The 22,486-nt window shown below is 70.6% G+C and carries 18 protein-coding genes and 1 tRNA gene; 9 read left to right on the forward strand and 10 right to left on the reverse strand.

Annotation, left to right across the window (positions count from 1 at the left end; translation table 11 throughout):
- Nucleotides 1-139: 139 nt before the first annotated feature.
- Nucleotides 140-1,837, reverse strand: coding sequence for a hypothetical protein (locus tag E8D34_RS02535; protein ID WP_136593031.1), 1,698 nt, complete (start codon nt 1,835-1,837; stop codon nt 140-142).
- Between the two features lie 116 nt (nt 1,838-1,953).
- Between E8D34_RS02535 and E8D34_RS02540 the strand changes: the two genes are divergently transcribed.
- Complete coding sequence (locus E8D34_RS02540) at nt 1,954-3,204, forward strand: oligosaccharide flippase family protein (RefSeq protein ID WP_240771054.1); 1,251 nt, start codon at nt 1,954-1,956, stop codon at nt 3,202-3,204.
- Between the two features lie 159 nt (nt 3,205-3,363).
- Here E8D34_RS02540 and polA read toward each other — a convergent pair whose 3' ends face one another.
- The gene (gene polA, locus E8D34_RS02545) at nt 3,364-6,063 is read right to left on the reverse strand and encodes a DNA polymerase I (RefSeq protein ID WP_136593032.1); all 2,700 of its coding nucleotides are present in this window, start codon (nt 6,061-6,063) and stop codon (nt 3,364-3,366) included.
- Nucleotides 6,064-6,111: 48 nt separating this feature from the next.
- On the opposite strand from polA, the gene E8D34_RS02550 reads away from it, so the two are divergent.
- On the forward strand, nt 6,112-6,534 hold the full coding sequence (locus E8D34_RS02550) for a hotdog fold thioesterase (protein WP_136593033.1): 423 nt from the start codon (nt 6,112-6,114) through the stop codon (nt 6,532-6,534).
- Between the two features lie 54 nt (nt 6,535-6,588).
- On the opposite strand, the gene E8D34_RS02555 is transcribed toward E8D34_RS02550, so the two are convergent.
- Nucleotides 6,589-7,227, reverse strand: coding sequence for a GNAT family N-acetyltransferase (locus tag E8D34_RS02555; protein WP_240771055.1), 639 nt, complete (start codon nt 7,225-7,227; stop codon nt 6,589-6,591).
- A 308-nt stretch (nt 7,228-7,535) separates the two neighbouring features.
- Here E8D34_RS02555 and E8D34_RS02560 point away from each other — a divergent pair, with 308 nt between their 5' ends.
- From E8D34_RS02560 to E8D34_RS02585, 6 genes are all read left to right on the forward strand, one after another.
- On the forward strand, nt 7,536-8,957 hold the full coding sequence (locus E8D34_RS02560) for a lipase family protein (RefSeq protein WP_136593034.1): 1,422 nt from the start codon (nt 7,536-7,538) through the stop codon (nt 8,955-8,957).
- A 181-nt stretch (nt 8,958-9,138) separates the two neighbouring features.
- Nucleotides 9,139-10,662, forward strand: a complete 1,524-nt coding sequence (locus E8D34_RS02565; protein WP_206056521.1) for a hypothetical protein — start codon at nt 9,139-9,141, stop codon at nt 10,660-10,662.
- Nucleotides 10,659-12,029 carry a lipase family protein gene (locus E8D34_RS02570; RefSeq protein ID WP_136593035.1) on the forward strand — a complete coding sequence of 457 codons (1,371 nt, stop codon included), beginning with the start codon at nt 10,659-10,661 and terminating at the stop codon, nt 12,027-12,029. The genes E8D34_RS02565 and E8D34_RS02570 overlap by 4 nt, the downstream gene beginning before the upstream one ends.
- A gap of 201 nt (nt 12,030-12,230) precedes the next feature.
- Entirely contained in the window at nt 12,231-13,019 is a 789-nt protein-coding gene (locus E8D34_RS02575; RefSeq protein WP_136593036.1) for an ABC transporter substrate-binding protein, read from the forward strand.
- Nucleotides 13,020-13,024: 5 nt separating this feature from the next.
- Nucleotides 13,025-13,831 carry an amino acid ABC transporter permease gene (locus tag E8D34_RS02580; RefSeq protein WP_206056522.1) on the forward strand — a complete coding sequence of 269 codons (807 nt, stop codon included), beginning with the start codon at nt 13,025-13,027 and terminating at the stop codon, nt 13,829-13,831.
- A complete protein-coding gene (locus E8D34_RS02585; RefSeq protein ID WP_136593037.1) occupies nt 13,828-14,601 on the forward strand; it encodes an amino acid ABC transporter ATP-binding protein in 774 nt (257 codons plus the stop codon). The genes E8D34_RS02580 and E8D34_RS02585 overlap by 4 nt, the downstream gene beginning before the upstream one ends.
- Nucleotides 14,602-15,022: 421 nt before the next feature.
- On the opposite strand, the gene E8D34_RS02590 is transcribed toward E8D34_RS02585, so the two are convergent.
- The 6 genes from E8D34_RS02590 to E8D34_RS02615 all read right to left on the reverse strand — a co-directional run bounded on the left by E8D34_RS02590 (nt 15,023) and on the right by E8D34_RS02615 (nt 20,761).
- The gene (locus tag E8D34_RS02590; protein ID WP_136593038.1) at nt 15,023-15,742 is read right to left on the reverse strand and encodes an ABC transporter ATP-binding protein; all 720 of its coding nucleotides are present in this window, start codon (nt 15,740-15,742) and stop codon (nt 15,023-15,025) included.
- Nucleotides 15,732-16,502, reverse strand: a complete 771-nt coding sequence (locus tag E8D34_RS02595) for an ABC transporter ATP-binding protein (RefSeq protein WP_240771088.1) — start codon at nt 16,500-16,502, stop codon at nt 15,732-15,734. The genes E8D34_RS02590 and E8D34_RS02595 overlap by 11 nt, the downstream gene beginning before the upstream one ends.
- Nucleotides 16,503-16,575: 73 nt before the next feature.
- Nucleotides 16,576-17,709, reverse strand: coding sequence for a branched-chain amino acid ABC transporter permease (locus E8D34_RS02600; protein WP_136593040.1), 1,134 nt, complete (start codon nt 17,707-17,709; stop codon nt 16,576-16,578).
- Nucleotides 17,706-18,695: a branched-chain amino acid ABC transporter permease gene (locus tag E8D34_RS02605; protein WP_136593041.1), complete on the reverse strand. Its 990-nt coding sequence runs from the start codon at nt 18,693-18,695 to the stop codon at nt 17,706-17,708. The genes E8D34_RS02600 and E8D34_RS02605 overlap by 4 nt, the downstream gene beginning before the upstream one ends.
- A 92-nt stretch (nt 18,696-18,787) precedes the next feature.
- Complete coding sequence (locus E8D34_RS02610; protein WP_206056523.1) at nt 18,788-19,867, reverse strand: branched-chain amino acid ABC transporter substrate-binding protein; 1,080 nt, start codon at nt 19,865-19,867, stop codon at nt 18,788-18,790.
- Between the two features lie 273 nt (nt 19,868-20,140).
- A complete protein-coding gene (locus E8D34_RS02615) occupies nt 20,141-20,761 on the reverse strand; it encodes a response regulator (RefSeq protein ID WP_136593043.1) in 621 nt (206 codons plus the stop codon).
- 118 nt (nt 20,762-20,879) lie between these two features.
- Between E8D34_RS02615 and E8D34_RS02620 the strand changes: the two genes are divergently transcribed.
- A tRNA-Leu gene (locus E8D34_RS02620) sits at nt 20,880-20,952 on the forward strand.
- Between the two features lie 40 nt (nt 20,953-20,992).
- Here E8D34_RS02620 and pyk read toward each other — a convergent pair.
- Nucleotides 20,993-22,453, reverse strand: coding sequence for a pyruvate kinase (pyk, locus tag E8D34_RS02625; protein ID WP_136593044.1), 1,461 nt, complete (start codon nt 22,451-22,453; stop codon nt 20,993-20,995).
- Nucleotides 22,454-22,486: the final 33 nt, after the last annotated feature.

Raw genomic sequence — 22,486 nt, forward strand, 5'->3', positions numbered from 1 at the left:
TGGGACGAGACGACGCCGTAGACCGTCGTCGCAGCAACGGCACCACCGGCGAGGGTGCTGCCCAAGTAGATGAGAAGTGATTTCACGTAATTCCCTCCGTTTCGGCGCAGAACGTACCACCAATGTGATGCCAGTCGCATCAGGCGGACCGGAACAGTTTCCGGATCCACCACCCCAGCGCCGCCACACCCCACAGCACGAGGGCCGCGTACGCCGCCCAGGCGCCCGTCAAAGCGGCCCGACGGGCCGTCGGGACCGGCTGCGCGACAGCGTCGGCATCGAGCGCGATCAGCTCGATCGACGGCGTGTCCACCAGCACCCGGCCGACCACCGGGGCGTCGTACTCCCGGGAGGTGGGTGCGTCCGGCTCGCGGGCCACCAGGCCGATCCCGAGGCCGGCCAGCGCCGCGGTCCGCTCCGCCGCGTCCGGCAGCGCGAGCGCCGCCAGCACCTCCGGCGTCCGCGGGTCCTCACCGGGGAGGATCCGACCCGAGACGGCCAGCTCGTCGTTGACCACGTAGTCGGGCTGCAGGTAGCGGGGCAGAGGGTCGAGGACCCGCCGGCCGCCGTTCCACGACGGCGCCCGATAGCTGGTGAACGGCAGCACCAGTAGGTCGCCGGCGGGCCGGTCGCCCTCGAGCGCGGCGCGCGCCGCGGCGTAGCCGGCCGGATACGTCGCCGGCGCCAGCTGCCCCGAGAATCCCCAGCTGGCGTCCGGCATCAGACCCAACGGGACCGCGACGGCGGCCGCCGCGACCGTGAACCGCGCCGCAGACTCCCCCGTCGCCCGGTGCAGGCGACGCGCGACCCGCTCGACGCCGGCCGCGAGCAGCACGGCGGCCAGCGGCGCGCAGAGAGCCAGGGCGCGAGCGCCGTCCCGGAGGATGCCGGCACCCGGCAGGTGGGCGGCGGTCCACTCCAGCGACCCGGGCGCGGCCCACGTCCAGGTCGCGACGGCGAAGCCGACGATCCAGACCACCACCAGAGCCCCAGCCGTGCGTGGGCCGAGTCGGCGCCACGCCGGCCGGGCGCCGAGCGCGGCCAACGGCACCAGGACCAGGACGCCGACCCAGGCCAGCACCGTCTCCCGGCTGTCCGGCACCACCGCGCCGTTCCAGATGCCACCGAGGGTGAGCGCCGCGACCGGAGCCGGCAGCGGCCCCTCGCCGCGCAGGGCGAACGCAGCGGTCTCCGTGCCGGTCGCCGCGCCCGCGTGCAGCGCACCGGAGACCAGCCACGGGGCGTTGGCCGCGGCGACCGCGGCCAGCAGGCGCAGTGCGGGTCCGACGCGGCGGGTCACCCCCACCGCACACACCACCAGGGCCGCCATCGCGCCGGCGTTGGCGCTCAGGCTGGCGACCAGCAGGAGCAGCGGCAGCGCGGCACCGAGCCGCCCGTCCGCGCGGTAGCGGGCGGCGGCCAGCACCAGCCACGGCAGCGCCGCCCAGCAGAGCAGGATCGGCCAGTGCCCCAGCCACAGCCGCTCGACGACGAACGGGGTCCACACGTAGAAGGTCGTCCCGGCGACGCGGGCGACCGCCGAGGGTCCCGCCAGGCGCGCCGCGCCGAGTCCCCCGGCCCCCAGCGCACCCAGCAGGACGACCTTCTGCAGCAGCATCCCCGGCACCACCTCGTCCAGCACCGCGACCACGAGGTCCGACGGCACCGCGCGCGGCAGCGCTGTCCCTGCCCCGAAGAAGTCCCCGCGCACGGCGAGGTCGGGCACCCAGACCATGTCGAAGGTGAGGACGTAACCCCATCCGAGCGCGGGCCCCAGCAGCAGCGCGGCGAGTAGCCACGCCCAGGCCGCCGGCGCCCAGCGCCTCAGGAGGTCCATCGGCCGGGTCGCTCGACGGCGACGACGGCTGCGTGGGCGGGGGCGGCAGTGGACACGGCGGCGAGTCTAGGGGTGGCGCAGAACACATCCGGGGAGGCCTGGCATACGCTCCCGCCGTGGCCACTCCCCTCCGTCGTCTGCCTGCACTGCTGCAGAGCGGCGGCTCGATCGCCATCGCCATGGCGATCATGAACGTCTCCACCTACGGCTTCACGATGATCGCGGCGCGGGTCCTCGGACCGCGCTCGTACGGCGCCCTGGCCAGCCTGATGGCGACGCTGCTGGTGATCACCGTGCTGCAGCTGGGCCTGCAGGCCACCGCGGCCCGACGGATCGCCGCCGAGCCCACCCACGTCGCCCAGATCGAGCGCACCATCCTCGGGGTCACCTACCGCGCGGCGCTGGCCCTGGGCGTGCTGCTGCTCGCGCTGACGCCGGTGCTGAACTCGCTGCTGCGGCTGGACAGCTACGCCACCGCGGCACTGGTCTCGGTGGTCTCGATCCCGTTCACCATCATGGGCGGGCAGGCCGGCATCCTCCAGGGCGAGCGTCGCTGGGCACCGCTGGCGGTGCTCTACCTGCTCAGCGGCGTGCCGCGCCTGGTGATCGGCACCGCGCTGATCCTGGTCAGCCCGACCGAGTTCGCAGCGCTGATCGGCACCGGGATCGGAGCCTGCGCCCCGGTGATCGCCGGCTGGTGGTTCCTGCGCCGGCCCCGGGCCGAGGGCGCGCAGAGCGAGGCCCACGGCTTCCGCCGGGTGATGGCCGAGACGTTCCAGAACTCCCAGGTCCTGCTCGCCTTCTTCGCGCTGTCCAACGTCGACATCGTGATCGCCCGCAACGTGCTCACCGAGCACGACGCCGGCCTGTACGCCGGCGGGCTGATCCTGACCAAGGCGGTGCTGTTCCTGCCGCAGTTCGTGATCGTGGTCGCGTTCCCCTCGATGGCCGATGCCGGCCAGCGGCGCCGCACGCTGAGCATCAGCCTCGCAGCGGTGGCCGTGATCGGCGTGGCCGTCACCGCCGGCGCCGCGCTGCTCTCGGACCTCGCCCTGGTCTTCGTCGGCGGCGACAGCTACAGCGAGATCGCGCAGCACCTGTGGATCTTCGCCGTGCTCGGCACGGTGCTGGCGATGCTCCAGCTGCTGACGTACTCGGTGCTGGCCCGCCAGGGCCAGCGCTCGGCGTACCTGGTCTGGGGCGCGCTCGTCGCGATCGTCGGCCTCGGCCTGGCCACCAGCACGCTGCGCGGCCTGCTCAGCGTCGTGATCGGCGTGGACAGCGCCCTGCTCCTGCTGCTGCTGGGGATCAGCCTCTACGTGATCCGCCCGACGCCCGACCGCGAGCCGGTCCCGTCCCACCGCTGACGTCCCGGCCACCCGGCACCGAGCGAACCTCGACCGCGCGCCGGCAGCGTGGCCGAGCGCAGCCGCCGCACGCCGCCAGTGCACAGCGACCACTGCGGCGACCGACTGCGCGCGCGGCAGCGGGGCGGAGCGAGGCGGAGACGCGCTCGCGCCCTCCCATCAGTGCGCGGCGTCGTGCCAGCTGCGGCCGGTGCCGACGGAGACGTCCAGCGGCACCGCGAGGTCGGCCGCTCCGCCCATCTCCGCCCGGACCAGCGCCTCCAGCTGCTCCCGCTCGCCCGGCGCGACCTCGAGGACGAGCTCGTCGTGGACCTGGAGCAGCATCCGGGAGGCGAGCCCCTCGGCCTCGATCCGGTCCTGCGTGCGCAGCATGGCGACCTTGATCAGGTCGGCGGCCGAGCCCTGGATGGGGGCGTTGAGCGCCATCCGCTCGGCCATCTCGCGGCGCTGGCGGTTGTCGCTGGTCAGGTCCGGCAGGTAGCGGCGCCGACCCATGATGGTCTCGGTGAAGCCGCTGCGCCGGGCGTCGTCGACGACGCCCGCGAGGTAGTCGCGGATGCCGCCGAAGGTCTCGAAGTACTCCTCCATCAGCGCGGCCGCCTCGCCGGTGGGGATGCCCAGCTGCTGGGAGAGGCCGAACGCCGACAGCCCGTAGGCCAGGCCGTAGTTCATCGCCTTGATCTTGGCCCGCTGCTCCGGGGAGACCTCGTCCTCCTTCACGCCGAAGACCCGGGAGGCGGTGGTGGAGTGGAAGTCGCGACCCGAGCGGAACGCCTCGATCAGCAGCTCGTCCTCCGACAGGTGCGCCATGATCCGCATCTCGATCTGGCTGTAGTCGGCGGTCAACAGGCAGTCCCAGCCCTCGCCGACGACGAAGCCCTCGCGGATCCGGCGCCCCTCCTCGGTGCGGACCGGGATGTTCTGCAGGTTCGGGTCGGTGCTGGACAGCCGGCCGGTGGCGGCGATGGTCTGGTTGAACGTGGTGTGGATCCGGCCGTCGGGGGCGACGGTCTTCAGCAGCCCCTCGATGGTCTGTCGCAACCGGGTCACGTCGCGGTGGCGCAGCAGGTGCAGCAGGAACGGGTGCTCGGTCTTGGCGAACAGCCCCTGCAGCGCGTCCGCGTCGGTGGTGTAGCCGGTCTTGGTGCGCTTGGTCTTCGGCATCCCCAGCTCGTCGAAGAGCACCACCTGCAGCTGCTTGGGCGAGCCGAGGTTGATCTCCTTGCCGATCACGGCGTAGGCCTCCTCGGCCGCCGTGCGCACCTCCTCGGCGAAGTGGGCCTCCAGCGAGGTGAGGTGCTCCAGGTCGACCGCGATGCCGGTCTGCTCCATCCGCACCAGCTGGGAGAGCAGCGGCAGCTCGACGTCGGCCAGCAACGCGCTGCCGCCGTGCTCGGCGACCGCGCCGTCCAGCGCCCCGGCGAGGTCGAGCACGGCCCGGGCGTAGAGCGCCGCGGTGGCGGCGACACCGTCGCCGGCGGGGTCGTCGTCGCCGAACAGCGACCCCTGATCGGCCTCGACCTCGGCCTTCAGCTCCCGCTTGAGGTAGCGCAGGGTGAGGTCGGCCAGGTCGTAGGAGCGCTGGTCGGGACGGACCAGGTACGCCGCCAGGGCGGTGTCGCTGGCCAGCCCGCGCAGCGTCCAGCCGTGCGCGGCCAGCGCGAGGATCGGCCCCTTCGCGTCGTGCAGCACCTTGGGCCGCTCGGCGTCCGCGAGCCAGGCGCCCAGCGCTGCGTCGTCGGCGGGGGCGAGCGTGGCGGAGTCGACGTAGGCGGCGCGCCCGTCACCGAGCGCGAACGCCAGCCCGTCCACCCGGCCGGTGCCCGAGCCCCAGTCGCCGCGGACGTGGACGCCGACCCGGTCGGTGCCGGCGGCGGTCAGCCAGGCGGCCACCTCCCCCTCGCCGAGGACGGTCGTGTCGAGCGCGAAACCGGCCTCCTCGACCTCCTCCTCGGAGGTGAGGCTCTCGAAGAGGCGGTCGCGCAGCACCCGGAACTCCAGGCTGTCGAAGAGGGTGTGCACCTCCTGCCGGTCCCACGGCCGGACCAGCAGATCGGCCGGCGTGAGCTCGAGGTCGAGGTCGCGGACCAGCGCGTTGAGCCGGCGGTTGCGCATCACGTCGCCGAGGTGCTCGCGGAACGCCTCGCCCTTCTTGCCGGTGATCTTGTCGGCGTGGGCGATCACGTTGTCGAGGCCGTCGTACTGGTTGATCCAGCGGGCCGCGAAGCCCGGACCGACGCCGGGCACACCGGGGAGGTTGTCGGAGGTCTCCCCCACGATCGCGGCCAGCTCGGGGTAGCGCGCCGGCGGCACGCCGTACTTCTCCTCGACGGCGGCCGGGGTCATCCGGGCCAGGTCCGAGACGCCGCGCATCGGGTAGAGCACCGTGGATCGCTCGGTGACCAGCTGGAGGGAGTCGCGGTCGCCGGTGAGGATCAGCACCTCCATCTCGGGGTCGTGCGCGAGCGCCTGGGTGACGAGGGTGGCGATGATGTCGTCGGCCTCGAAGCCCGCCTTCTTCAGGTACGGGATCCGCAGCGCGTCGAGCACGTCCTCGATCAGGGGCAGCTGGCCGCTGAACTCGCCGGGCGACTTGCTCCGGTTGGCCTTGTACTCGCCGTACTCCTCGGAGCGGAAGGTCGACCGGGAGACGTCGAACGCGACGCCGATGTGGGTCGGCTGCTCGTCGCGCAGCACGTTGATCAGCATCGAGGTGAAGCCGTAGACCGCGTTGGTGTGCTGCCCGGTGGTGGTGGAGAAGTTCTCGACCGGCAGCGCGAAGAAGGCGCGATAGGCCAGTGAGTGACCGTCCAGGAGGAGCAGCCGGGGGCGATCGGGCGTCGTCGTCTCGGTCACCAGCCGAGCCTATCCGCGACCGCCGACGGGGCCCGCACTAGGTTGTCGCCCATGGTGAGCGTGGACGACCTGGACGGAACCTTCCCCCACGGCCTGATGGGGCGGCTGAACGAGAAGCTGGGCGTCGAGCTGGTCGAGGCCGGCGCCGAGCGCCTCGTCGCGACGATGCCGGTGGAGGGCAACACGCAGCCGTACGGGCTGCTGCACGGCGGTGCGTCCGTGACGCTGGCCGAGTCGCTGGGCTCGATCGGCTCCGCGATGCACGCCCACCAGTTCGGCAAGATCGCCGTCGGCGTCGACATCAACGCCACCCACCACCGCTCCGCGACGGCCGGCACGGTCACCGGCGTCGCCACGCCCGTCCACCTGGGGCGGAGCAGCGCCTGCTACGAGGTCGTGATCAGCGACGAGGCCGGCAAGCGGCTCTGCACGGCCCGGATCACCTGCGCCCTGATCGAGGCGCCCCAGCGCTGACCAGCGCTGACCAGCGCTGACCAGCGGTGCGGGCGGCCGGACGCGGGCCCGGGCTCAGCCCCGCTGGGCTCCCGCGCCGGCGTCCTGCTCGTCGTCCGGCCAGTCCGGCGCGGCGGGGAGCTCGGCGATCTCGGCCAGCCCCGTCTCGTCGACCGGACGGGCCCGACGTGCGGTACGCCGGGCGGCGATCAGCCGGTTGCGGCCGGCGGCCGCCACCGGCTGCCGCGGGTGCGAGAGGCGGGAGCGCACCAGCATGGTCGGCGCCGCGCGCCACGTCGCGACCTGGGTCAGCCCCAGCCGCGCCATGAACCGGTTGGCCTCCCGCGTGGCCGAGGGGACCACGGTGGCCATCAGCAGCACGCCCTGCTCCTCGGCGAACGCCGTCGCGGCCTCCATCAGGGCCCGGCCGACGCCGTGTCGACGGAACTGCGGCAGCACCCGCGGCTGGATCGACTGCACGCACGGCTCGAGGTTGATCGGGGACAGCGTGCTCAGCCGGAGCAGGACCGCGCCGGCGACCGAGCCGTCGTACTCGACGACGACGAACCGTTGCTCGGGCGAGACGGCGGCCTGCTTGACGAGGAGCTCGATGTCCGCGGCCTGCTCGGAGCGGTCACCCCTGCGCAGCACGTCGGACCAGAGCTCGACGAGAACGGGAGCATCCTCCGGACGCGCGGCACGCGTCGAGATCACGGAACGGACCACTGGTCTCCGACCTTCCCCATGAGATGGCGTTGTCCCCAATGAAACTGTCCCCCGACGACCCCCAAGAGTACCCCGTGGTGCCGCTGCCGACCGATTCCACCTGTCCCCGATGACAGCGCGATGTCGGCTTCGTCACCAACGGACGACGGCCGCGCCGTCCGCGGGTCCCAGACTGGCCTATGCCGGAGGCGGCGCAAAGTAAAATCGTCCGCCCTCGTTCTAACTTCTCCCCACCTGCCTCGTTGGAGACGTACGTCACAGCGCACGGCGCGACGCGTCCCCAGGGAGGGAGACCCATGAGACGAGGCACCCGCCGATCAGGCATCCGCACAGCGGGCAGGCGCGCCATCGCGCTGGCCCTCTGCACGGCGGTGCTGGCGACGTCGCTGCTGGCACTCGCCGGCAGCGGGTCGAGCGCCGCCGCGGACACCGACGACCCCTCGGTCCGGCCCGGGATGGGCGACATCTTCAACGGCTACGTGGTCGGGGCGCTCTCCAGCGCCTCCGTCGGCTCGCCGAAGGAGATCTTCTCCGCGCTGCTCCCGAACGACCCGTTCTACGACGAGCCGACGCTGACCGGGCTGGAGCCCAACGGCACCCTGCTGAAGGCGAAGCCCGTCGACGTGATGTTCCTGGGCATCCAGCCGGGCAACCTCGATGCCTGGAAGGTGATGTACACGACCCGCGGCCAGCACGGGCAGCAGGTGATCAGCACGGGCATCCTGATGATCCCCGTCGACGGCACCCCGAACCACGAGCGGCCGCTGATCGCCTACCAGGAGGCCAACGACTCCGTCGGCGCCTACTGCCACCCGAGCACCCAGTGGACCGGGGGCGATCCGCTCGACGGATCGCTGTGGTCGGCGCTCGGACCGCTCGCGCAGATGTTCGGCGGCGGCGCGGCGGTGATGATCAGCGACGTCGGCAACAACGGGGATCCCGAGCCGCACGGCGTCTTCGGCGGGAAGTTCGGCGGCCACGCGCTCCTCGACGGGATCCGCGCCGCGATCGCGGTGCAGGACGCCGACCTCGCCGAGCGCCCCGAGATCGGCGTGTTCGGCATCGCCGGCGGCGGCGTCGGCGCCGCGTTCGCGGCGGAGATCGCCAAGAAGTACGCCCCCGAGCTGCGGATCAAGGGCACCGTGCTCGAGGGCATGGTGGTCGACCTGCAGAGCTTCTTCCGGACGGCCGACGGCTCGATCGGCTCGGGGTTCGTCTTCGCCACGCTGCTCGGGCTCGAGCCGTGGTACCCGGAGTGGGAGCTGGACAGCCAGCTGAACCTCGCCGGCCGGGCGATCGCCAAGCTCTTCCGCACCCAGTGCCAGACCCCGGCGTACTTCATGCTGCCGCTGGTGCCGCTGGACAAGCTCTTCAAGAACGGCGTGAACCCGGCTGACAACCCGATCTTCTTCAAGGCCTTCCAGGAGAACCTGCTCGGCAGCCCGTCCGCGAAGGACCCGGGGCGCGCCGCGCACCCGCCGCGCAAGAAGAACCGGATCCTGATCTCCTCCTGCGCCAAGGACGACTCACCGATGTCCCTGGTCCCGGCGAAGGACGCCCGCGACCTGGCCAAGCGGTACCGCCGCGCGGGCGCGAAGGTGAAGTACGCGCCGACGGACTGCTCGATGAAGCGGTTCATCACCGACCTCTACGGCTGGGGCACCGACCTGTTCGGGATGCAGACCATCCCGTGGCTCTTCAAGCAGATGCGGCGCTGAGGTGGCCCGTCACCCGTCGGCCGCGCCCGCGACACCGCCACGGCCGGCCCATCCCCCGTCAGGACCACCGTAGCCGACCGAACGTTCACTCACCCTGGGGCACAGCGACGCCTGATCGGGCTCGTTGTCGCGGGTCGCCCCCTTCACTCCACCGATCGACGACGCACGAAGGACGTACCCCATGCGCAACCGGATCGCCGGCGGCATCGCCGTCGCGCTCACGACCGGGGTGCTCTCCACGATGGCACCCGCACCGGCCCAGGCCGCCTGGCCCGCACCGGACTCGTGGCTGAGCATGCTCACCTCCACCCGCGACGCCGCGGCGGCCGCCGCCGCCGCGAGCACCACCTCGATCAGCTCCTCGAGCACCACCTCGACCAGCTCCTCGACCAGCTCCTCGACCAGCTCCTCGACCAGCTCCTCGACCAGCTCCTCGACCAGCACGGGGCTCTCCAGCGCGGCCCTGAGTGCGCTGGACCTGCCGCTGACCAACCGGGACGCTTCCGTCGCGACCGGCGGCGTCAACCCGGCGCTGCCCACCGACTCCGCGACGCTGGGCGCGCTGCTCGACCAGGTCCGCGCGGCCGGCTACGCCCCCACCCGGTACGCCGCGCTGCTGTACCAGTACTGGCTGGCCCGCTCCACCGAGGCCGCCGGCATCGACCTGGCCACGTGGAACCCGCAGACCACGGCCAAGGCCAACCGCACCAACCTGGTCAGGTCCTACCGCTACTACGAGGACTTCCAGCTCGCGCACCGCGAGCTGCAGTGGGCCGGCATGGCCGGCCAGGTCGGCGCCGACTTCGGCGGCGGCCTCGAGGACTTCGAGCTCGCCACCGACCTGCTCGACTGGGCCCAGCTCTCCACCCTGGTCAACAGGCTGGTAGCGAAGGTCGCCGCGGTCGCCGGCCAGGACTCGATCGACCAGCTGCCCGAGGGTCTGCCCGCCATCGTCGAGGCCTTCAAGACGGTCAAGCCGGCCGACTTCCGCTGGTTCCTCTCCCGCGTCCTGATCATGCAGAAGAACATCTTCGGCGACCTGATGCCGCTGCACACCGCCTACGTGGCCGACGGCGGCCAGCTGACCTCGGTCACCGAGATGATCGAGGCCGGCCTCTACGACGACGTCGACACCTACGCCGGCACCGGCACCGACGAGGACGAGGACGGCAACGGCGTCCACGACATGCTCGACACCTGGCGGACCATCGCGACCGGCTGGGACGGGATCTCCGCCGCCGAGGCCGGCCCGATCGCCGCCGCGAACAAGGAGCTGCTGCGCCGCGAGCAGTACGACGTGATCAGCACGCAGTGGGACGCCGCCCGCGCCTACAAGGGCTCCATCGGCGAGGCGCTGACCTACCTGATGACGATCATCGCCCACCCGTCGATCGCGGGCGTGCTGCCGCCGCGCGAGGCGAACCCCGTGATCGTCGAGAAGCGGCGCTGGACCGGCCGCACCGTCGTGGTCACCCTGCCGCTGCCGGACTGGAACTGGTCGGTCTTCGACGAGCGCTGGTCCTGGATCGAGGCGCAGCTGCTGCCCAAGTACGCCGACATGGTGATGAACGACTGGGACGCGCTGGAGGAGATCCTCACCAGGCCCTACGACTACCAGCTCGAGTCGGGCCGTCCGCTCCTCAACCTGCCCAAGATCCTCTACTCGATGATCACGACCCTCGACGTGAAGGTGGTCCGCAAGTGAGACGGCTCCGCACCACGATCGCCGTGGCCACGGCCGCGGCCCTGGCCACCCTCGCCGGCACCTCGCTGGCCCCCGCGCAGGCAGCGGACGACGGCTCGGTGTCGGTCACCCCGGCCCTCGGCGACGTCGTCAACGCCTTCGCGGTCGGCACGCTCCTGTCCGGCACCCTCGGCAGCCCGAGCGCCAACTTCGAGGCGCTCACCAACTCCGACCCGTTCTACGACGAGACCGGCGTCGACCGGTACGCCGAGCACGGCACGCTGCTGAAGTCGAAGGCGGTCGACGTCATGTTCCTCGGCTTCCAGCCGGGCAACATCCGTGCCTGGAAGGTGATGTACCCGACCACCGGCGAGCACGGGGAGAAGGTGATCAGCACCGGCATCCTGATGGTCCCCGACGACGGCAGGCCGGACTGGACCCGGCCGCTGATCGGCTACCAGATGGCCAACGACTCCCTCGGCCCGAACTGCCACCCCAGCGGCACCCTGACCGGTTCCAAGCCGATGGACGCGGCGGCCTGGTCGGCACTCGGCCCGTTGGCGATGTTCTTCGACCGCGGCGCCGCGGTGATGGTCAGCGACGTGGGCAACAACGGCTCCCAGGAGACCCACGGCGTCTTCGCCGGCAAGTTCGCCGGCGCGGCGATGCTGGACGGCCTCCGCGCGGCGCTGAACCTCTCGAAGCAGGAGCGCGGCCTGCGCCTCGCCCGGAGCCCGAAGATCGGCCTCTTCGCCGTCGCCGGCGGCGCGGTCGGCGCCGGGTTCGCCGGCGAGCTGGCCGCGAAGTACACCCCCGAGCTTCGGATCAAGGCCACCGTGCTGGAGGGGATGGTCGTCGACATGAAGACCTTCTTCAAGTACGCCGACGGCACCATGGGCTCGGGCTTCGCGTTCGCCACCCTGCTCGGCCTGGCCGAGTGGTACCCGGAGTGGCAGATCGACCGGGACCTCAACCTGATCGGACGGGCACTGGCGAAGGTCTACCGCAACGTCTGCCAGTCGCCGACGTACTTCGCGCTGCCGTTCGTGCCGCTGAAGTCCCTGTTCAAGGATCGGGTCAGCCCCGCGGACCGGCCGAAGTACCAGCAGGCGTTCACCGACAGCCTGCTCGGCCAGGCGGCCACCGGCACGCCGCAGGGCAAGGTGCTGGTCGCCTCCTGCGAGGAGGACAACTCCCCGCTGCAGCTGATCCCGGCGGAGGACTCCCGCACCCTGGTGCGGTGGTACCAGGAGCAGGGCGTCGACGTCACCTACGAACCGACCGACTGCTCGATGGTGCGCCTGCTGACCAACCCCTACGGGTGGGCGACCGACCTGTTCGGGATGCAGACCATCCCGTGGCTGTTCGACACCATCGAGGCCAGCTGATCCCCGGGTGACGCTGTCCGCAGCGTGGTGAGCGCGGGCCCGGCCGGGACCTCCCGGTCGGGCCCGCGCGCGTCCCGGCCACGGGTCGCGCCCAGGCCGCGGACCGACGCGCTCGCGGCCGGTGACGATTAGGTCACGATCCTGCACCGGTCAACCGGCTCGGCTCCCGCGGAGGACCGGGCCGCCCTAGGGTCCGGTGCCATGCACAAGCCGCGTATCGCTGCCCTGGCCCTGACCACCATCGCCGCCCTCGCGCTGGGCGCCTGCGGCTCGGACGACGGTGAGACGACCGACTCCGGCGCCGAGCTGATCAATGCCGGGACGCTGACCGTCTGCTCCGACGTGCCGTACCCGCCGTTCGAGGACTTCGACGAGGACAGCGACTCCGGCTTCAAGGGCTTCGACGTCGACATCGTCACCGAGATCGCCGCCCGCCTCGACCTCGAGCTCGTCATCCAGGACTCCTCCTTCGACGCGCTGCAGAGCGGCCAGGCCCTCAACGCCGGCCAGTGCGACCTGGTCGCCTCGGCGATGACCATCACCGAGGACCGCGCGAAGAACCTCGACTTCTCCGAGGGCTACTACGACTCCGAGCAGTCCCTGCTCGTGCCGGCCGGCAGCGACATCGCCTCGATCGGCGACCTCGACGGCAAGAAGGTCGGCGTCCAGCAGGGCACCACCGGCAAGGCGTACGCGGAGGAGAACGCCTCCGGCGCCGAGATCATCACCTTCCCCAGCGACGCCGAGATGTTCCAGGCGATCAAGGCCGACCAGGTCGACGCGCTCCTCCAGGACCTCCCCGTCAACATCGAGCACACCCGGACCGACAAGTTCGAGGTCGTCGAGAAGTTCGCGACCGACGAGCAGTACGGCTTCGCGATGAAGAAGGGCAACAGCGGTCTGGTCGACGAGGTCGACGGTGCGCTCGACGACATGCGCGGCGACGGCACCTACGACGACATCTACAACAAGTACTTCGCGACCAACTGATCGCCATGAAGCGAACGACCAAGGCTCGGGCCTGGCGTTGGGGGCTCAACGTCGCGGTCGTCGCGGCGATCGTCGGCCTGGCGCTGGCGGCCGACTGGCCGACGATCAAGGAGAACTTCTGGAACTCCGACGGCGTCGCGTTCACCGACGGCAACTGGGGTGACCTGATCACGATCGGCGTGGTCAACACCATCAAGTACACCGCGATCGCGTTCGGCGGCGGGCTGGCGCTGGCGTTGATGCTGGCGCTGGCCCGGCTCTCCCCGATCACGACGCTGCGGTGGCTGGCCACGGCGTACGTGGAGTTCTTCCGCGGGCTGCCGGCGCTGATCGTCATCCTGTTCATGGGCTTCGGCGTGCCGATCGCCTTCCAGTGGAAACCGCCGGGCGGGTTGATCGGCGCCGGCCTGATCGCCCTGATCATGGTCGCCAGCGCCTACATGGCCGAGACTCTGCGCGCAGGCATCCAGGCGGTGCCGACCGGGCAGATGGAGGCGGCGCGGTCGCTGGGCATGAAGCCCGGGGCCACGATGTTCAAGGTGATCCTGCCGCAGGCCTTCCGGATCGTGATCCCGCCGCTGACCAACGAGTTCGTGCTGCTGATCAAGGACACCGCGCTGCTCTTCGTCCTCGGCGCCGCGTTCGACGAGCGCGAGCTCACCACGGTGGCCAGGGACTTCCAGTCCTCCGGTCCGTCTGCCGGCACCGCCACCAGCCTGATCCAGGCCGCGCTGCTCTACCTGGTGATCACCATCCCCCTCACCCAGCTCGTCGCCTGGCAGGAGCGCCGGCAGAGGAAGGCGACCCGATGACCTCGACGTCCATGACGCCCACAGCCGAGCCGGGGGCCACCGTGCCCGCGATCGACGTGCGGGGCCTGCACAAGTACTTCGGCGAGAACGAGGTGCTCAAGGGCATCGACTTCTCGGTGAACCCCGGCCAGGTGGTCTGCGTGATCGGGCCGTCCGGGTCCGGCAAGTCGACGCTGCTGCGCTGCGTGAACCGGCTGGAGGAGCCCACGTCGGGAGAGATCCTGATCGAGGGCATCGACATCTGCGACCCCGAGGTGGACCTGGACAAGGTCCGCTCCCGGATCGGCATGGTCTTCCAGCAGTTCAACCTCTTCCCGCACCTGTCGGTGATGAAGAACCTCACCCTGGCCCAGCGCTCGGTCCACGGCCGCAGCCGGAGCGAGGCGGTCGAGGTGGCGCGACGCAACCTCGCCAAGGTCGGCCTCGACCACAAGGAGGACGCCTACCCGGCGCACCTCTCCGGCGGCCAGCAGCAGCGGGTGGCGATCGCCCGAGCGCTGTCGATGGACCCGGACATGATGCTCTTCGACGAGCCGACCAGCGCGCTGGACCCCGAGCTCGTCGGCGACGTGCTCGGCGTCATGCAGGAGCTGGCCCAGGAGGGCATGACGATGATGGTCGTCACCCACGAGATGGGCTTCGCCCGCGAGGTGGGCGACAAGGTCGTCTTCATGGACGGCGGCGTCGTCGTCGAGGAGGGCATGCCCGAGGAGGTCCTGGACGACCCGCAGCACGAGCGGACCCAGGCGTTCCTCTCCAAGGTCCTCTGAGGACACCGCCTCGCGGATGCAGCAGGGCCCGGACGGATCAGCCGTCCGGGCCCTGCTGCTGTCCAGGCACGGCGAGAGCGCTGCGACCGGGTGCGCGGCTCCGGAGCAGTGAGTGACAGCCCGATCGTCCATCGCGATGCAGACTGTCATCTAACACGCTGTTGCACGCGGTGGCCGGCCGTTGCGGACCCTTCGAGCCCGCTGGAACGGCCCGCCAGCAACGCGAACTGTCTCCGGGCGCGCGCAACAGCGTGTTACATGGCAACGCCGAGCCACCACCGCCGCCACCCCACCAGGGGCCCGCGCGGCCGGCAGATCGACGTTCTCGGCGGGAGCACGCGTGCGAATCAGCACGCACGGCACGGGGCCCCGGACGGTTCAACCGTCCGGGGCCCCGTGCCGTTTCAGCGGGTACGACGTCTCAGACGTCGCCGCCCAGGTACGCCGCCTTCACCGAGTCGTCCCCGGCGAGCTCGGCGCCGGTGCCGGAGCGGACGATCTCGCCCGTCTCCAGGATGTGCGCCTCGTCGGAGCGCTTGAGCGCCTGGGCGGCGTTCTGCTCCACGAGGAGCACGGTGGTGCCCTGCTGGTTGATCTCCGTGACGATGTTGAAGATCTGCTGGATGAGCTTGGGGGCCAGCCCCATCGACGGCTCGTCCAGCAGGAGCAGGCGCGGCCGCGCCATCAGCGCCCGGCCGATCGCGAGCATCTGCTGCTCGCCGCCGGACATCGTGCCCGCGATCTGGTCGATCCGCTCCTGCAACCGGGGGAAGAGCGTCAGCACCCGGTCCATGTCCTCCCGGTAGGCGGCCGACTTGCGGTCGCTCCGGTGGTAGGCGCCCATGTCCAGGTTCTCGCGGACCGTCATGCCGACGAAGCAGCGCCGCCCCTCCGGCGACTGGCCGATGCCGAGCTTGACCCGGTCGTAGGGCGGGACGTGCGTGATGTCCTTGCCCTCGAACTTGACCGTGCCGGCCCGCACCTTCCGCAACCCGGAGATCGTCTTCAGCGTGGTCGTCTTGCCCGCGCCGTTCGCGCCGATCAGCGTGGTGACCGTCCCCTCCGGCACGCCGAAGGAGATGTCACGGATCGCCTCGATGTGCCCGTAGTTGACACAGAGGCCCTCGACCTCAAGAAGCATCTTCTTCGTCCACTCCCAGGTAGGCGGCGATGACCGCCGGGTTGTCGCGGATCTCGGAGGGGCGACCCTCCGCGATCTTGCGTCCGAACTCGAGCACCACGATCCGGTCGGTGACGCCCATGACCAGCTTCATGTCGTGCTCGATGAGCAGCACGGTGTAGCCCTGGTCGCGCACCTTGCGGATCAGCTCCATGAGCTGCACCTTCTCGGCCGGGTTGAAGCCGGCGGCCGGCTCGTCCAGGCAGATCAGCTTGGGCTCCGTCGCCATCGCGCGGGCGATCTCGAGCCGCCGCTGGTCACCGTAGGAGAGGTTCGAGGCCAGCTCGTCGGCCTTGTCCACGATGCCCATGAAGCGCAGCAGCTCCATCGCACGGCGGTGGCCGCGCTCCTCCTCCTGACGATGCCGCGGGAGCCGGAACAACGCGCTGAGCATGCCGGTCCGGTGCTGGGCGTCGGTGCCGACCAGCACGTTCTCCAACGCCGTCATCGTCGGGAACAGACGGATGTTCTGGAAGGTGCGGGCGATCCCCTTCTGGGTGATCTTGTGCTTCTTCAGCCCGACGACCGACTCACCCTCGAACACGATGTCGCCGCTGGTCGGCTTGTAGACCCCGGTGACCGCGTTGAAGCAGGTCGTCTTGCCGGCACCGTTGGGGCCGATCAGGCCGAGGATCTCGCCCTCCTGGATCTGGAACGACACGTCGTCGAGGGCCGTCAGGCCACCGAACTTCAGGGTCAGGTGCCGCACATCCAGCACCACCGCGCCGTCCTTGACGGCCGGATCCACAGCACTCAGCGTCTCGGCCCCGTTCGTGCCGTACGCAGGGGTCTCCTCAGACACGGGCGTTCTCCTCTCCCCCGGAACCGTCATGACCTTCCTCGAGGTCCTCCAGCTCCTGCTCCATGTGCTTGGCACGCACCGTGCGCTTCGGCGGCAGCAGGCCCTCCGGACGCAGCGCGGCGAGCGCCACCAGCGCGAGGCCGAACGCCAGCACCCGGAAGTCGTCGAACTCCCGGAACCGCTGCGGCAGGTAGGCGACCAGGATCGCGCCGATGAGCACGCCCCACCGGTTGCCCTGGCCGCCGACGACGACCGCCGCCAGGAACAGGATCGAGTAGAGCAGCAGGAACGACTGCGGATTGATGAACCCCTGGCGGGTGGCGTAGAGGCCGCCGGCGAGACCGCCGACGAACGCACCGGTCGCGAACGCGAGCAGCTTGAACTTGAAGGTCGGCACGCCCATCAGCTCGGCGGCGTCCTCGTCCTCGCGGGTAGCCTCCCAGGCCCGACCGACCCGGCTGTTCTTGATCAGGATGTCGGCGATGAGCACCAGGATGACCGCGGTCAGCGCCATCCAGTAGTAGGGGATCTGGTCCAGCACGCCGAACTTGAGGAACGTCGTGGTGTCCTTCGTGTCGACCAGGACCGTGCCGTCGCCCCAGAACAGGTGCGGGATGTCGAACCAGCCCTCGTCGCCGCCGAGGCTCGGCGGCTTCACGACGCCCGGGATGCCCTTGGAGGCACCGAGCCACTCCGTGTTGACCGCGACGAGACGGATGATCTCACCGAAGCCGAGGGTCACGATCGCCAGGTAGTCGCCGCGCACCCGCAGGGTCGGCCAGCCGAGCAGGACGCCCGAGAGCATCGCCACGACGACACCGGCCGGGATCGCGAGCAGCAGCGGCCAGCTGGCGTGGAACGAGGTGAGGATCGCCACCGTGTAGGCGCCGATCGCGTAGAAGCCGACGTAGCCGAGGTCCAGCAGGCCGGCGTAGCCGACCACGATGTTCAGCCCCAGCGCGACCAGGCCGTAGATCGAGACCGTGAACAGCACGCCGCCGAAGTCGACCCCGGGGGTCGAGATGAACGGCGGCTCGAGCAGCGGCAGGGCGTAGGCCAGCAGCGCCAGCAGGGCCCAGACCACGATCTTGACCGGCGTGGGGAACGCGCTCCACTTCGCCATCATGCGCGTGCCTTTCCGAGAGACTCGCCCAGCAGGCCGGTGGGCCGGAAGAGGAGGATCAGGACCAGCAGCACGAACGCGACCACGTCGCGCCACTCGCTGCCGAACAGCGCCTGGCCCCAGTTCTCGGCGACTCCGAGCACCAGGCCGCCCAGCAGCGCGCCGCGCAGGTTGCCGATGCCGCCGAGCACCGCGGCGGTGAACGCCTTGACGCCCAGCAGGAAGCCGATGTCGTACCGGGTCACGTCGATCTTGAGCATGTAGAGGAACGCCGCCACACCCGCCATCAGACCACCGATCAGGAAGGTCATCTGCACGGTCCTGGTCGGGTTGACGCCCATCAGGGAAGCCGTCTCGGGGTCCTGCGCCGTGGCGCGGATGCCCTTGCCGAGCTTGGAGCGCCGGACGAACTGGTCGAGCAGGACCATCATCGCGACCGCGGAGACGATCACGATGATGTCGATGCTGGAGATGGAGATCCCCAGCAGGTCGAAGCGCGGCTTGTCGATCGCGCCGGCGATGCTGTTGTTGATCCGCGCCGCCGACACGTACTTGTCGAGCGCGTCGCCCGCGCCGAAGAACTCGGCCACGCGGTCGCGCAGGCCCATCAGCTCGGCGAGCACGAACGAGGCACCGATCGCGGAGATCAGCGCCACCAGCCGGGGCGCGTTCCGCTTGATGAGCGGACGGTAGGCGACCCGCTCGAGGATCAGGGCGATCGTCGCCGACATCGCCATGGACGCGACCAGCGCGGCGATCAGGATCGCGATCAGGCCGATGCCGCTGGCGTCTGCCGCGTTGAAGGCGGTGATCACCCAGAACGTCGCGAAGGTGCCGTACATGAACACCTCGGAGTGCGCGAAGTTGATCAGCTGCAGCACGCCGTAGACCATCGTGTAGCCCAGCGCGATCAGCGCGTAGATCGCGCCGAAGGCGAGACCGGTGATGGTCAGCTCGGGAAGATTGTTGAAGAAGAAGTCGAAATTCACCCAGGCCTCCTGGCCCTTGGTTCCGGACAGGAGACGCGGCCGGGGACATCGTCCCCGGCCGCGTCTCTTGTCATGCTGGACCGATCAGCGGATCACTTGATCTCGCTGTCAGCGACGATCGCGCCGTCCTTCACCGTGTAGGCGTAGACGTGGACGTCCGAGGGCTCACCGGTCTCGTCGAAGGTGAGCTGCTTGGTGATGCCGGGCTCGTCGTAGTCGTTGACGAAGGCCAGCATGTCCTCGCGGTTGTCGATGCCCTCGCCGATGCCGGCGAGGAAGATGCTCGCGGCGTCGTACGCCTCGGCGGCGTAGGTGCCCGCAGCCTCACCGAACTCGTCCTCGTACGCCGACGCGAACTCGGCCACGGCCGGGTCGGTGTCGGGGATGCAGGGGCAGGTGATGATGGTGCCCTCGGCGGCCTTGCCGGCGTCGAGGTAGGCCGGGTCCTTCACGCCGTCGGCGACGACGAAGACGCCGTCGAAGCCGCCGTCGCGGAGCTGGCCGACGAGGATGGTCGCCTCGGCGTAGTAGCCACCGAAGAAGACGGCGTCCGGCTTGTCGGACTTGACCTTGGTGACGGTCGCCGAGAAGTCGGTCTGACCGGCCTGGATGGTGTCCGTGCCGGCGACCGAGTCGCCCAGGGTGTCGGCCACGATCTCGGCCAGGCCGGCGCCGTACTCCGAGGCGTCGTCGATCACGAAGGTCGACTTGGCCTGGACGACGTCCTGGATGTACTTCGCGGCCGCCGGGCCCTGCGTCGCGTCGTTGCCGAGCGCGCGGTGGAAGGTGTCCCAGCCGTTGGTCGACAGCGCCGGGTTGGTGGCGGACGGGCTGATGGTCGGCAGACCCGCCTCGGCGAAGATCGGGCCGGCAGCGGCCGACTCACCGGAGAACGCGGGGCCGACGACGCCGATGACCGACTCGTCACCGGCGAGCTGGGTCGCCAGGGACGGGGCCTCGTCGGGCGAGCCCTGCGAGTCGCTGATGGTGAGCTCGACCTCGCAGTCGGCGTCCTCGTTGTACTGGTCCACGGCGAGCTGCGCGCCCTGGATGATCGGCTTGCCGAGACCCGCCGCGGGGCCCGTCTCCGGGCCGAAGAAGGCGAGCTTGAGGTCGCACGCGGCGTCGCTGCTGCCGCCCTCGCTGTCCTCCGTGGTACCGCACGCCGTCATGGACAGGCTGAGGGCAAGTGCCGCCGCGCCCAGTCCGAATACCTTGTTTCGCCTCAAGACGATCCCGCTTCCTTACTCGGTCCGTGAGCAACGCTCGTGCCCACGAAGGAGGTTTCCTGGCGCGGAACGTACACCGGCAGGGAGGCGCCTGTAAGCAGCTCACACGCCGAAGGGACGAATCATGATCGTTCTGTTACATAAGCCGGCGGGCAGACCAAATCCGGACCGGTGTGACGCTCGCCCCTGCCCGTGCTCGGCGGGGGCCGTCGGCGCTCAGCCGGGTGCGCCGGGGACGCCGTGCGTGACCACGCCCTCGGCCACCTCGCGCATGGACATCCGCAGGTCCATCGCGGTCTTCTGGATCCAGCGGAAGGCCTCCGGCTCGGTGAGCGACAGCTTCTCCTGCAGGATCCCCTTGGCCCGGTCGACCGCCTTGCGGGTCTCGAGCCGCTCCTTGAGGTCGGTCACCTCACGCTCCAGCTGGGCGATCTCGGCGAACCGGCTGACCGCCATCTCGATCGCCGGCACCAGGTCCGACTGGCTGAACGGCTTGACCAGGTACGACATCGCGCCGGCCTCGCGCGCCCGCTCCACCAGGTCACGCTGGGAGAAGGCGGTCAGCATCACCACGGGTGCGATCCGCTGCCCCGCGATCGCCTCAGCGGCCGCGATCCCGTCCAGCACGGGCATCTTCACGTCCAGGATCACCAGGTCCGGACGGAGCCGCTCGGCCAGCTCGATCGCCTTCGCGCCGTCGGCGGCCTGGCCGACGACGTCGTACCCCTCCTCGACGAGCATCTCGGCGAGGTCCATCCGGATCAGGGTCTCGTCCTCGGCGATGACGACGGTGCGGGCCGGCGTGGAGGACGGGGAGGTCGGGGCTGCTTCGGTCACGTCGCCAAGGCTAACGGCCCTGCCCACGGCGGCGCAGGTGACTTCGAGTGCCCCCGGTCACCCCCCACCCCGGGCCGATGCCGTCGCCGCCGGGCCGTTGGGCTAACGTTCCCTGCGCGCCCCGGTAGCCCAACGGCAGAGGCAGTGGTCTCAAACACCATCCAGTGTGAGTTCGAATCTCACCCGGGGCACCCGTTCCACTCCCCCGCCGCGGCCCTCGGCCCGGCCGCGTCAGCCGCGGCGGTACGCCGGCGCCACCTCGTTGATCGCGTCGCCCATCCGGTGGATGCGCAGGGCGTTCGTCGAACCGGGGATCCCCGGCGGGCTGCCGGCCACGATCACCACCAGGTCACCCTCGGACACCCTGCCGATCCGCAGCAGCTGCTCGTCGACCTGGCGGACCATCTCGTCGGTGTGCTCGACCTCGCCGGTCCGGAACGTCTCCACGCCCCAGCTGAGGGCGAGCTGGGAACGCACCCGGGCGTGGGGCGTGAACGCGAGCACCGGGATCCGGCTGCGCAGCCGGGAGAGCCGGCGCGCGGCGTCGCCGCTGGTGGTGAACGCGACGACGTACTTGGCATCGACGCGGTGCGCGACCTCCTCGGCGGCCTTGGTGATCACGCCGGAACGGGTGTGCGGGTCCCACTCGATCTTGCCGAACCGGTCCATCCGGTCCTCCTCGAACGCGTGGCTCTCCGTGGCCGCGATGATCCGAGCCATCGTCTCCACCGTGTGGATCGGGTGGTCGCCCACGCTGGTCTCCCCCGACAGCATCACCGCGTCGGCGCCGTCGAGGACGGCGTTGGCCACGTCGGAGGCCTCGGCCCGGGTCGGCGCGGGATTGGAGACCATCGACTCCAGCATCTGGGTTGCGACGATCACCGGCTTGGCGTAGAGCCGCGCCTTCTCGATGACCTGCTTCTGCAGGAACGGCACCTCCTCCAGCGGGCACTCCACGCCGAGGTCGCCGCGGGCCACCATGAAGCCGTCGAAGGCGTCGATGATCTCGTCGAGGTTGTCGATCGCCTGCGGCTTCTCGATCTTGGCGATCACCGGCAGCATGACGCCCTCCTCGCGCATCACCCGCCGTACGTCCTCGGCGTCGGCGGCGTTGCGCACGAAGCTGAGGGCCACGAAGTCGACGCCCAGGCGCAGGGCGAACCGGAGGTCCGCCTCGTCCTTGTCGGAGAGCGCCGGCACCGACACCGGGACGCCCGGGAGATTGATCCCCTTGTGGTTGCTGACCCGGCCGCCGACCAGCACCTCGGTGACCACGCTGGTGTCGGTCACCTCGACCACCCGCAGGCGGATCTTGCCGTCGTCGATGAGGATCGGGTCGCCGGGCTTCACGTCACCGGGAAGGCCCTTGTACGTGGTTCCGCAGATCTTGTCGTCGCCCTCGACGTCACGCGTGGTGATCGTCCACTGCTGGCTGCGACGCAGCAGCGCCGGACCGTCGGCGAACGTCTCCAGCCGGATCTTGGGGCCCTGCAGGTCGGCGAAGATGCCGACGCTGTGCCCGCTGGCGTCCGATGCCTCGCGGACCAGCTTGTAGGCCTCCGCGTGCTGGGCGTGCGTGCCGTGGCTCATGTTGAGCCGCGCGACGTCCATGCCCGCGTAGACGAGCTCGCGAATCCGGCGCTCGGTGTTGGTGGCCGGTCCCAGGGTGCACACGATCTTGGCTCTCCGCACGGGAGCAGCCTATCGGTCCCGGGTTGGAACGTT

The sequence above is a fragment of the Nocardioides sp. GY 10113 genome (assembly GCF_004919105.1).
Lineage (GTDB): Bacteria > Actinomycetota > Actinomycetes > Propionibacteriales > Nocardioidaceae > Nocardioides.